Origin of the sequence: Klebsiella sp. GB_Kp047, from assembly GCF_040065235.1 — a bacterium.
Taxonomy (GTDB): domain Bacteria; phylum Pseudomonadota; class Gammaproteobacteria; order Enterobacterales; family Enterobacteriaceae; genus Klebsiella; species Klebsiella quasipneumoniae.
Map to the genome: position 1 here is coordinate 1 of NZ_JBEAJG010000017.1, position 11,747 is coordinate 11,747.

The 11,747-nt window shown below is 58.8% G+C and carries 10 protein-coding genes; 3 read left to right on the plus strand and 7 right to left on the minus strand.

What is annotated here, in order from left to right; genetic code table 11:
• Positions 1–119: 119 nt before the first annotated feature.
• The 3 genes from cbpM to ABLV76_RS08245 form a co-directional block, all read right to left on the minus strand.
• Positions 120–425, minus strand: coding sequence for a chaperone modulator CbpM (gene cbpM / locus ABLV76_RS08235; protein WP_002885324.1), 306 nt, complete (start codon positions 423–425; stop codon positions 120–122).
• Positions 425–1,342, minus strand: coding sequence for a curved DNA-binding protein (cbpA, locus tag ABLV76_RS08240; RefSeq protein WP_004206392.1), 918 nt, complete (start codon positions 1,340–1,342; stop codon positions 425–427). The genes cbpM and cbpA overlap by 1 nt, the downstream gene beginning before the upstream one ends.
• Positions 1,343–1,487: 145 nt before the next feature.
• Entirely contained in the window at positions 1,488–2,171 is a 684-nt protein-coding gene (locus ABLV76_RS08245; protein ID WP_004206393.1) for a TerC family protein, read from the minus strand.
• Between the two features lie 225 nt (positions 2,172–2,396).
• Between ABLV76_RS08245 and ABLV76_RS08250 the strand changes: the two genes are divergently transcribed.
• Positions 2,397–3,182 (plus strand): DsbA family protein, encoded by a 786-nt coding sequence (locus tag ABLV76_RS08250; RefSeq protein WP_049092563.1) that lies wholly within the window; start codon positions 2,397–2,399, stop codon positions 3,180–3,182.
• Positions 3,183–3,229: 47 nt separating this feature from the next.
• Here ABLV76_RS08250 and pgaD read toward each other — a convergent pair whose 3' ends face one another.
• Genes pgaD through pgaA form a run of 4 tightly spaced genes read right to left on the minus strand, consistent with a single transcriptional unit; the run spans position 3,230 to position 9,468 of the window.
• Complete coding sequence (gene pgaD, locus ABLV76_RS08255) at positions 3,230–3,676, minus strand: poly-beta-1,6-N-acetyl-D-glucosamine biosynthesis protein PgaD (protein ID WP_017900081.1); 447 nt, start codon at positions 3,674–3,676, stop codon at positions 3,230–3,232.
• Entirely contained in the window at positions 3,673–5,004 is a 1,332-nt protein-coding gene (gene pgaC, locus ABLV76_RS08260; protein ID WP_032456869.1) for a poly-beta-1,6-N-acetyl-D-glucosamine synthase, read from the minus strand. The genes pgaD and pgaC overlap by 4 nt, the downstream gene beginning before the upstream one ends.
• Positions 4,997–7,012 carry a poly-beta-1,6-N-acetyl-D-glucosamine N-deacetylase PgaB gene (gene pgaB / locus ABLV76_RS08265; protein ID WP_049092567.1) on the minus strand — a complete coding sequence of 672 codons (2,016 nt, stop codon included), beginning with the start codon at positions 7,010–7,012 and terminating at the stop codon, positions 4,997–4,999. The genes pgaC and pgaB overlap by 8 nt, the downstream gene beginning before the upstream one ends.
• A gap of 8 nt (positions 7,013–7,020) precedes the next feature.
• Positions 7,021–9,468 carry a poly-beta-1,6 N-acetyl-D-glucosamine export porin PgaA gene (pgaA, locus tag ABLV76_RS08270; RefSeq protein ID WP_168421965.1) on the minus strand — a complete coding sequence of 816 codons (2,448 nt, stop codon included), beginning with the start codon at positions 9,466–9,468 and terminating at the stop codon, positions 7,021–7,023.
• A gap of 633 nt (positions 9,469–10,101) precedes the next feature.
• Here pgaA and ABLV76_RS08275 point away from each other — a divergent pair.
• Positions 10,102–10,668, plus strand: coding sequence for a LuxR family transcriptional regulator (locus tag ABLV76_RS08275; RefSeq protein WP_004206400.1), 567 nt, complete (start codon positions 10,102–10,104; stop codon positions 10,666–10,668).
• A 311-nt stretch (positions 10,669–10,979) separates the two neighbouring features.
• Positions 10,980–11,270 carry a PerC family transcriptional regulator gene (locus ABLV76_RS08280; protein WP_004153693.1) on the plus strand — a complete coding sequence of 97 codons (291 nt, stop codon included), beginning with the start codon at positions 10,980–10,982 and terminating at the stop codon, positions 11,268–11,270.
• Positions 11,271–11,747 lie beyond the last annotated feature (477 nt).

Consider the following 11,747-nt stretch of genomic DNA (forward strand, 5'->3'; position numbering starts at 1 on the left):
GCGCTTGCGCGGGCCTACAAATCCAGTGCAAAGGGTGGGGCCGGTATCATTTGTAGGCCGGGTCAGGCGTAGCCGCCACCCGGCAGTAAGACGGTACGCCGCCACCCGGGATGTCGCCCCTATCCGTGGGCGAGAAAGCGGGCCAGGCGCTGCTGCAGCAGGCGATTTTCGCGGGTCAGCCGCGCGTTCTCATCCAGCAGGGTCAGCGCTACCGCGATCCCCGGCCAGTCCAGCTCCAGCTCGTTACGCAGGCGCACCGCGCGATGGACAATCGTCACCGCGCTGTCGTCGAACAGCCAGGTGTCCGCCTGCGGCTGGTGCGGTTCAATCATGCCTAAGCCGACAATCTCCGTCAGCTCCTCTTCCGACACCCCGGTACGCAGGCACAATTCGGTAATGGTAAACGTCACTGTTACTGTAGCCATCAGGCTTTCCCCCATGTCTTACGCGGATCGAAGCTGGCTTCGGCGGTCGCCAGCTGTTGCCAGATCTCACGCGCTTTTTCATCTGGTTTTGGTGGCATCACAATTTTAATAACGGCGAACAAATCGCCGGTGTGGGTTTTGCTCACCAGCCCTTTGCCCTTGATGCGCAGGCGCTGCCCTGCCTGGCTACCCGGCGGCACCGTCAGCAGAATGCTCTCTTTCAGGGTGGGCACCGTGACTTTGGCGCCCAGCGCGGCCTCCCACGGCGCCAGCGGCAGGACGATCTCCAGGTTATGTCCCACGATGTCGAACAGCGGGTGCGGGGCGATGTGGATCACCAGCCACAGATCGCCGTTCGGGCCGCCGTTTTCGCCCGGCGTCCCCTGGCCTTTCAGGCGGATACGCTGACCATCGACTACCCCGGCGGGGATCTTCACATTCAGCGTCTTCGGCGTTTCGCTTTCAATCATGCCGAACACGTTATACACCGGCAGGTTATAGCTGATGGTGCGGGTTTGCTCGGCCAGCGTCTCTTCAAGGAACACTGCGACCTCGATCTCCAGGTCGTGGCCGCGCGCCGCGTGCTGGCGGCGACGCTGATGCGCCTGCTGGCCAAACATGGAGGAGAAGATGTCGTCGAAATCCTGCTGGCTGTAGCTCTGCTCGTGGGTCTGCTGCTGGCGACCGAACCCGGGATCGTTGCGATGCTGCCAGAGCTGATCGTATTCCGCGCGCCGTTGCTCATCTTTCAGGACTTCCCAGGCTTCGGCGAGATCCTTAAATTTGGCTTCGGCATCGTTTTCTTTACTGACGTCGGGGTGGTACTTGCGCGCCAGGCGGCGGTAGGCGGTCTTGATGGTTTTCAGATCGTCGGTTGGTTGCACCCCGAGAATGGCATAATAATCCTTCAATTCCATGCTGTTATCTCATCTATGCTCAGTGCGGTGGTTACATATTCCCTGGATCAGGCGTCTGTATAAAGCGTAGGGCAAATGCGCCCTGAAGGGGAAGAAAAGTGGCAGAAACTTGACGCCGTCGGGGTCAACGGCGTCTTGGGCAAGGCTAGTCTTTCGCCTGCGGCCGCTGACGACGGCGCCAGCCTGCGAACAGCACCAGCAGCGCGCCGATGGCGCCGGCCAGGCGCGCCATGCCCTCGCCGGCAGTGGGAAACAGCTGGCGGAGGGTAGGGTCGCTGACCAGCATTGAGCCGGCAATCCAGCCGATGAGCATCCCGCCCAGCAGCACCACCGCGGGAAAGCGGGTGAGCAGGGCCAGCACCAGTTTGCTGCCGGCGACGATAACCGGGATGCTGATCGCCACGCCGAGGGCGACCAGCGCAATGTGTCCTTTGCCTGCGGCAGCCACCGCCAGCACGTTATCCAGCGACATGATCACATCCGCTACGGTGATGGTGATTGCGGTGCGCCACAGGCTGCCTGAGCTGGCAACCTCGCTCTCGTCCTCCTCATCACTGACCAGCTTGATTCCAATCCACAGCAGGAGCAGCGCGCCGACTATTTTCAGCCACGGCAGCGACAGGAGATACAGGGCGATCGCCAGCAGCAGGATGCGCGCCAGAATGGCTCCTACGGTGCCGATGACGATCGCTTTGGTGCGTTTTTGCGGCGGCAGTTTGCGACAGGCCATGGCGATCACCACGGCGTTATCGCCGCCCAGCAGTAAGTCGATGGCGACAATCTGCAGCATAATCACCGCCATGTCCCATTGTTGAAGAAACGCATACATATTGAGAGAAACCACCTGAAATAAATACCACGAAAAGCCGCTGCGCAGGGGACTCCGCCCGGTGAGCGTTGACCGCTGGCGCCGGCCCGCGCCGACGCGCGTGGAACCTGAGCCTGAAAAATAAAGTTACGAATCAACGCGCCGTCGGGCAAGGCTTCGGCGAAAAAGGGTGATATTTTGTCATACAGACACACCTGCCGTTCACTTATCGCAAGGATCCCCACTATGTCTGGCCACAAGAAATACCTCTCTGTCGCCCTGCTGAGCGCTGTTTTACTGCCGGCGATGGCCTCTGCCGCTGACGCGCCGGCGACCTTCACCCCGGAACAGGAGGCGCAAATCGGCAAAATCGCCGCCGATTACCTGGTCGCCCACCCGGAAGTTCTCCTGCAGGCAAGCCAGAAACTGCAGCAAATTCAGGCTGAGCAACAGGCCAGCGCGGCCACCCAGGCGGTGCTGAAGAATGCCGCCTTGCTGACCCAGGATAAAAATACCCCGACTTACGGCCCGGCCAACGGCAAAGTCACGGTGATTGAGTTCTTTGACTACCAGTGCGTCTACTGCAGCCGGCTGGCGCCGGTGATGGAGCAGGTGATTAAAGCGCATCCGCAGACCCGCTTCGCTTTTAAAGAGTGGCCTATCTTCGGCGGGCGCTGGGAAAGCTCGCTGGAAGCAGCGAAAACCGGCCTGCAGATCTATCAGCAGAAAGGGGCGGATGCCTATCTGACCTACCATAACGGGATCTACGCCACCGGACATAACGAAGGCAAGCTGACGACGGCGGATATCCAGCAGCAGGCGAAGAAAGCCGGCTTTGATGCGAAGAAGGCCAGCGACGTCGAACCGGTACTGCAGAGCATTAACGACCTGGCGCAGGAGATTGGTCTTAGCGGCACGCCGGGCGTGATCGTGATGCCGACCACCGGCGCCACGGAAGCCAGCATCACCGTCTTCCCGGGACTGGCGGATAAAACCTCGCTCGAAGCCGCGATTAAAAAAGCCGGCGGCTGATCGGCGGCGTCGTTACCCGGTCAGGGCCGCCGAGGGCGGCTCTGCTATCATTCATGATCCCTTTCCTCGGGCGGTGGCAGCGCGTGGCTTTTTAAATCAATAATCTGGCCAATGTGATCGTGGTAAACGGTCAGCAAATTATAGCGACTCATCTCGGAGATGATCTGCGGGGCGACGTTAAAGCTGCTGGCCAGCTCCTCATCCCGCAGGGTAAGCACCGCGGTGTGACGCCGGGTGTGGGCGCGGCGTCGGTTATAGTGATACCAGAGGATCAACAGCCAGCCGTTCAGCGCGGCAAGCAATAAATACACCAGCGCCGTATTCAGGGAGTCCATCAGCGACGACCAGCGCGGGGAGGGCGGCGCGATGAACTGCATCAGCAAATTGGCGTAAAGAAAGAACAGAAAACCGAGCCAGGCCAGCAGCGTTAAGCCGGCGTCCACCAGCCGGGGCAGCACGCGGTGTTCGGTTAAGATGAGCGTATTTTCATTCATCGCAGGCTTCCTTTTCCCCGGTCCGGGCTCACCCAGCGCGCGCGGGAACGTTGACGTTTCAACATCACCTTCGGAAAAGCGACCAGCGTGGTCAGCAGGCCGATCATCCAGTAAACCATCGGGAACCAGATCACCCAGAACAGGGATTTGGCCACCTTTTTCTCATAGCGCCGTTCGATATACAGGCTGGCGACGAACTGCAGCAGGCACATCAGGCCGAGCAGCATGCCGGTGAACTCAGGCGGAAACAGACTGTGCACGGTCAGGTTGTCCGGCAATGGCATCAGGCGGCTGAGGATAAACAGCAGGATGGTGACCGCGTAGGCAAAGGCCCACAGCGTGGAGCAGGCATACTCCAGAAACAGCGGCCACATCCGATGATGCTGCCAGTGAAACAGACGGCGCAGGTTGACCAGAAAGACTTCGGCCCCGCCCTGGGCCCAGCGCAGACGCTGCTTCCATAACCCTTTGAGGGTCTCTGGCATCAGGATCCAGCACAGCGCCCGCGGCTCGAAAAAGATGTCCCAGTGGCGGAGCTGAAGCTTCCAGCTGATATCAATATCTTCAGTGATCATATCCGGGCTCCAGTAGCCGACGTCCGCCAGGGCCTGGCGCCGGAAGGCGGCGATCACGCCAGAGACGGTAAAGACCCGGCCATAGATCCGCTGCGTCCGCTTGATAAGGCCAATGATTGACGAGAACTCCCCGACCTGAATGCGGCCGATCAGCGTGGATCGGGTGCGGATCCGCGGGTTGCCGGTGACCGCCCCGACGTGCGGGTAGTGGATCAGCGGGGCGACCAGCCATGCCGCGGTATCCCGGTCCAGCAGGGCGTCGCCATCGATGCAGACCAGCAAATCGCCGCGGGCGGCGGCGGCGCCCGCTTTGAGCGCCACCGCTTTTCCCTGATTGGCGGCCAGGTGGATCACCCGCAGCCTCGGCTCCTCCTGCGCCAGCTGCTGCAGCACCTGGGCGGTGTTGTCGGAAGAGCCGTCGTTAATCGCGATCACTTCGAGATTGGCGTAACGCTGGGCCAGCGCCGCGCTGATGGTCTCCCGGGCGTTTTTCTCCTCGTTAAAGCAGGGGATCAATATCGAGATCAGCGGATTGCCCGGCAGCGTCGGCGGCGGGGTATTCTCGCCCCACGGCCAGTGGCGCTCCAGCTGAAACCAGAAGTACAGACCCCCGGTGATCCATAGCACCGACATAAACAGCGGCCAGAAAAAGACAAAGTCGAGGATAAGCTCGCCGGTAAATACCGCTGCGACGCCTAACGGCAGCCCGAAAACGAGGCATAAAATGCACAATGCGATAATACGATCAGTCATGGTCAGGGTACCACCAGGAAGAGAATTGCGGTCTGATACGGGAGATATCAGGCTGATTGTTAATGAAATCGTCTGGGTAGTAGCCGTAGTTCTTGACGCCGTTTAGCCGCAGCAAACGCATCCAGTCCGCCAGCTGTTGGTCAGGAATGGCGTTGTGCTGGCGTCGGTTCCAGTCTCTGGCCTGTAGCTCAAAGATGGTTTTCTTCAGCGCGCCCGGGCGGCGGGCGACGGCCTGCACCAGCCGCGTCAGCCAGGCCTGGCTGGCGTCAATCGGCACGGACTCCATCAGCGGCATCGCCATGGGCACCGTCCAGTCATAGGCGGCAAGGAAGTCATCCAGATTTTGCGCAAACCAGGCTTCGCTCTGCGGCTCCAGGATCGGCAGGGCGAAGAGATTACGCGCCGTTTTTACCTGCGGGCCGCGGATGGCCTGCACCGCCTGGCGCAGCTGCAGAGTGAAGCGGGTCAGGGTTTGGCTTTTGAAACGCATCCATGCTTCACGCTCCTGCGGACGCTGGGGCACCGGGCCGGCATCGCGCGCCAGGCCACTCTGCCGCCAGGCGGCGACCGCCTCCGGGCTCACGTCTTCAAAATCGGTCAGCACGGCGTCGTCGTGGAACAGAATCCCGCTGAAGCTGGCGTGTCGGGCCAGATCCTCATAGATGTCGGTGATCTGCTGGCGAACCCGCGGATCCCAGGGCGACAGGCGAACATAGGGCTGATGGGCAAGCAACGCCTTCCCGGTTTGCGGATCCCAGCGCTGAACGCGCGGCAGATCGGACGAGAGATCGAAGGCCAGCACCGGCATCCAGGCATAAACCTTCACCCCGCCGCGGGTCTGCAGCTGCCAGGAGACGAAGTTAAACAGGTCGGCGCGCATCGGCAGCCAGCGGTTGGGGAAATAGAGCGACTTGACCGTGCCGTCGCCCTGCGGGTCGGAGAAGGCCTGCAGAAAGACGTGGCTGATTTTCATGTCATAGACGCGCTGTATCAGCTTATCGATATTCTTTGCCTGCTGGACGGGATTGGGGTCATAGACATAGTCCAGATCGACATGCATCACCCGAACAGGATCGGCTTCCTGGATCTGGGTTACGGCGTTGGCAAAGGCCTTGATCGACGGGTTACCGGCGATCAGCATGCGCGGAATATTGTCCAGATCCTTCACGTTGCCCAGGCCGTCGTTCAGCGTAAACGCCAGCTGATACCCCTGCTGTTTGGCGATGGCCAGAGTGCTGCCGCTGGCGGCGCCGTAGGGCCACACCCAGGCGCGCGGCGCTTTCCCGGCGACGTCGTGGATTTTCGCCGTTACTTTCTGCACGTCATCGGTCATTCGCCGGGTAAACTGCGCGTCGCTTTCATAGCGGCCGGTGGTTTTATCCCAGCCTCGATTGGCGGCGGCGGGCTCGCGGCTGCCTTGCGGATTGGCCGGCAGGCCGTAATGCGAGGCCCAGGTGTGCGCGCCGATCTCCACCAGCGGCGAGCGGCTGAGCTCGCGCACCATCTCCCAGGTGGCGAAGCGATCGCGCGGCGTCATCAGGCCACCAAAATTAACGGGCTGGTTGGCGGGGGTGTCCACCCAGCTGCCCACCGGCGCCCACAGCGCCGGAACGTTCCAGGCTTTAAGCAGCGGCCAGACGCGGGTATAAAAACTGCTATAGCCATCGTCGAAGCTGAGAAGAAAAGCCTTAGGCGGAAGCGACTTAAGGCCATGATGCGCGTCCAGAATGTCCTGAACGCTCACGGCATGGTAGCCATGATGCAGCAGCCAGGCGATCTGCTCATTAAGCGCGCTGGTCCGCACCGAAAGATAACGCTGGTCGGCGGCGTCGTCTTCGACGTCATGATAGGCCAGCACCAGAAAGCGATCCGCCGGCCAGGGTTTATTGGCCTCCAGCTGGGGTCGTTGCTGCGGGGCGAGGAAGGGGACCTCCTCAGCACGCACGCTGAAGATAAGGCACAGCCAGCCGAGAAGCATCAGGCCGTTGCGCAGGGTCGTGTTCAGCATGGTCATCCTTAAAACCGTATGTTTGCATCAACAGTGATGGCGAGGTTGTTTTCACGTTTACCGTCGTAGGGGCGTTTGTCCCAGTTCAGCATCACCCCGGCATCGACGAGGTTGTTCCAGCGCAGACGCTGGCCGTAGCCCAGCGTCGTTATCGCGCCGGCGGCGTGATTTTTTTGCCAGTAGCTGCCGCCGCCGGCGAGCAGCTGCTGACTCCAGACGGTGTCATACCGCTGGTAAAGCGTGTGATCGACGGTCAGCGCTGCGGTGGCCGCGAGGTCGCGGGCCGGACTGTAATACGCGGTGTCAGTGCGGCTATTGGCGCTGGCCGCCAGACCGGGCTGCAGATCCAGCGTTAACCACGGCGTCTGCCAGAGGCGCTCTTTACCAGAGAGGGTGTACTCCTGACGACGGTTGTGGTCGGTAAAGCGGCTGGCGGCCACGCTGACGCGGTACTCCCGGCGCTCGTTTTGATACCATCGCAGCCAGCCTTCGCCGCGGTTGGCGCTGACGCCGTTGCGTAACGCGCGCAGCGGCGTCTGCTGCGAAATCCACTCCAGTTCGCCGCCCAGCTGCCAGCGATCGTTGACGTCGTGCGCGGCGGAAAGGCGGACGCCGGGCTTATTCTCGCCGTGAAAATTGACGCTGGAGAGTTCAAGTTCTCCCCAGGCGTCGCGCGGGCGCCATTCAATACCGGCGAACAGCTGGCGACGGCTGCCTTTCCCCTCTTCAAAATTGCCTTTGGCAAAGCGGTGGCCGCCAAACAACCGCCAGCTGTCGGCTATCGGCGGGCTGTAGATCGCCGTCTCAAAACTGAGGTCGTGGGTACCGCTCACCGGGTTGTCGGAATGCAGCCCTTTGCCGACGCTCAGGCGCAGCTCGGAGAAATGATGGATTTCGCGGGCTCTGGCCAGGCGTTGGGTATTCAGATCCCGTGGCGAGCGGGCGATAACGTCGTCGGTCAGCAGATCCATCTGCCGCCACTCCTGCAGATCGAGAGCGACCCAGGCCTGCTGGCGCTCCAGCTGCAGGCTGGCGGGCTCCAGGGTTTCCGCCGCTTTCAACTGGCGTTCGGCAGCCCGCGGCAGCCCTCTGTCCTGCAGCACGGCGGCATAGTCGATCTGCAGCCCCTGGTTGCCGGGGGCCGTCGCCGCCAGGCGCTGCATGCGGGCTTCGGCCTGCGGCAGGGCGTTGGTGGCGGAAAGATAGTGCACGTTAAGCGTCTGCGCGGTGAGCCAGTCGTCGTTCGGCTGGGGCGTCGGCGAGCCGTAGAGATGACGGATGTAGGGCGCATTCCGGGTGAGGCGGGCGACATACCGTTGCGCTGCCGGATACTGACCTGTGTCCAGCAGGGCGTAGAAAAGCTCATGTTCTTCATTCTGTTGGCTCGTCAACCATGAGGGATGCTGATGAATGAGCGTCAACGCAGGCTCAATCTGCTTAAGGGCGATATAAGAGGAGATGACCCAGCCGATGGCCCAGTCGGGAACCACCTGCTGCTGCGCGAGCAGGCTTTGGTATTCGCGGATGATCTGCGCGTAGTCTGCGTTGGCGTACAGCGCGCCCAGACGGTCAATGCGCGCCCGGGTGATGTCCGGGGCGGCCTGCGGATCGGGACGCCAGGCGGCGATCATCGCGTCGTATTGCGCCAGTGCCGTGCGGGCCAGCGCGTAACGCGCATTTTCTTCACGGGAAGGCGTATCGGCAAGGCGCACCAGCTCGGCGGCGGCGTTCAGCTGCAGGTTGCGCTTTTCCGCGGGCGTCAGTTCGACGCTATTCGCGAGGCCGAGGGCGGGGGAGTCGATCCGGTTGCGGGTCAGGGTCGCCATCAGGCTGGCCAGCGCGGCTTTGTTCTGCGGTTCGCGATCGAGGATCTGCGTGTCCACCAGCAGCTGGTCCCAGCTTTTGCCAAGCCGCAGGTAGACATAAGAGAGGGTCTGCAGGTGAGCCACGCTCGCCTGCTCCGCCACCAGGCGACGCGCTTCGCTGAGCGCCTCGCCGTCCTTGCGGGCATCGGCCAGCGTCTTGATATAGCCGATACGATAGTCGTCACTGTCAGGGGACTGGCTGAGAGCCTGCTGCCAGAGGAGGAGCGAGGCTTGCCACTGTTTCTGGTTGCGCAAAGCCTGCGCGGCGGCGGCGGTGCCCCGTGCGGGAAGCGGCATATAGACCTGATAGCGTCGCCAGATTTTCACGACCTCATCGTCCTGGCCGGCCCAGAGGGCTACCTGCAGCCAGTCGGCTACCTGAGAAGGGGTTAACGCATGCCGTAGCTGGTACTGCTGAAGATATGAGAGAAAGGGGGCGTACTGGCCCTGACGCGCTTGCAGGATCTGCTGGTCATAGAGCGAGTCCGCTCCCTGAACCAGCGTCGGGAAGAGCAAAAGCACGCCGATTGATAGCGAGAGTTTCGTGTTGCGATTAAACAATAACGTATTTGAATAAGGTGATCTTTCCATTTCTATTTGCCATATGTTCATCAAGAATCCATTGCACAACACGACCGTCCTTTGACGGTGAGTTAAAGGATGAGGATGGTCCCATTTAGCTGACTGGCACTGCGGGTGAATGACTTATTGCAAACTAATAAACCTATCTCCTGTGGATAATTGAATGGATAATTTATACCCGATACCGCGGCGGATAAATATGGTTAAATGACGAGCTGAGTTTTAAGATAAATCTGTAAAAATGGTTTAATTCGAATCGCCATGTTGAAGTCAATGTCTTTAACTTACTGAAATAAATAAAAAATGAAGCTGACTGGAATTTTGTTTCAAATTTTCCTGGTGGCTTATATTGCTGTGAGGGGAAAGATTTTATATAGATATTTAAGATGATTTCTGACAAAAATTCTTAATAGCAAAAAAAGCATCTTTTCTGTGGGATTTTTTTATTTATAATTAATCCGTTTATTTTCTGTCCGAACCCTGGGAGGTTTTTCACAGCCAGATTCAGATGCCGCGCTAATGATAAATCACAGATCTCGTTATTTTTACCGCCATGCGGAGCGATCCACAGGGGCAAGGATAATGTCTGGTTGACGAGAATTTGTTGATTAAATGTTAAAGGGACGACTTGTGGCAAATTCAATGATATTAGTTACCCAGGATCACTATCTTTTTCAAGGTGTTAAGAATTTCTTCCCTGATATCATTCAGTTAGATTCTAGCGGAAAAGCGATTTTAGATAATGAGGTTGATGAACTCTCTCTGCTGGTTGATAGCCGTTCGCCGCTTTGTCATTACGATTATCTGGTGATGGAGGCGGCACAATCCAGAAAGCGAATATGCTGTATTGTCCTCGATATGCGCCATCGGGAAGAGCATTTACTCAGCCTGAAATCGTTTTTAAACATGTCATTATCACCCGCCGATATGGCGACCTTATTTGGGCTTTTCCTGGAGATGAAGAGTAATCGGCTGACCAAAGAGTGGTTCGACAATCTGCGCTTAAGTATGACAGAGCAGCTGATGCTGCGTTTTCTTGGGGCGGGGATGACAATGGAGGAGGTGGCGTTGAATCTTAATACTTCGCTAAAAAGCCTTTACCGCAAGCGGACCGCACTTTATGAACGACTGGGGTTAGATAATTTTAATGAAGCCTGCTTATTTATCTTCAAAAATAAACTGCTGGACCAGTCCGGTCGATCGCCATGAGGGCTGGTTGTACAGGAAATGGGTGATATCGCAAGGTATGTAATGATGGAAATGTAATAAATTAAATAGATATTGATAGGTACAACCGTCGATACCGGTCGGTATCCAGGGTGGCGCCCGGCATATAATTCCGGAGCTCTTTGGAAGTAATTACCGCCATGGCGGTTTGCTATGCACAGCGATTATTATAATGAATATATTCCTTGCGCCGCAGAGGAATAGTTTTGTCATAAATTAACTTTACCATGGTATTCCGGCTCACGTGTCGGAATACCATGAGATATCGTGAAAGCATCAGAGGAGCGAGGTGGATGAGAATAAGGGACAGTATTGCGGAGCGGTTAGAAGCCTGCGGGCTCTACCGTCGGGCGGCATCCAGATGGATTGAGGTGATGCAGCGTTGTCTGGACGATGAGGACCGAGAGTGGATCCGTCACCATCGCAATCAGTGTCTGAAAAAGGCGCAACGTCCGCCGGCGCCGAAAGAGGAGTTTGCCGATCTCCACCAGGCGGCTAAAGAGACGCAATATCGCATGGGCATTGCTAAGCCTTATGGCGAAGCGTTCAGACTACCCGGCAAAGGGAAAACCGCCGCCGAATAATACCTTTCTTTATTGCGTTTGCCTGACGGCCTGCGTTTGCGCAGGCGTTTCATTGTCCGTAGGCCCACGCAAGCGCAGCGCCGCCTGGCGATATGCATCAGACGCCTTACCCGCGGTTGTGCCGGATGGCGGCATAAATGCCTTATCCGGCCTACGGGTCCTCCCGCAGGCTCAAACAGCGTAGGCCCGCGCAAGTACAGCGCCTGGCGATATACATCGGATGCCGTACCCGCGGTTATGCCGGATGGCGGCATAAATGCCTTATCCGGCCTACGGGTCCTCCCTCAGGCTCAAACAGCGTAGGCCCGCGCAAGCGCAGCGCCGCCGGGCAGGGATCATAGAGTGGAGTTCGATGAAAAAGTCCGGATGTAGAAAAGCAAAAACCCGCCTAGTGGGCGGGTTCTTTAAATAGTGGTGCCCGTACTCGGACTAACGCCGCAGGCGTTGAACAGCGCGCGTGTCGCGCTGGCCCCGAAG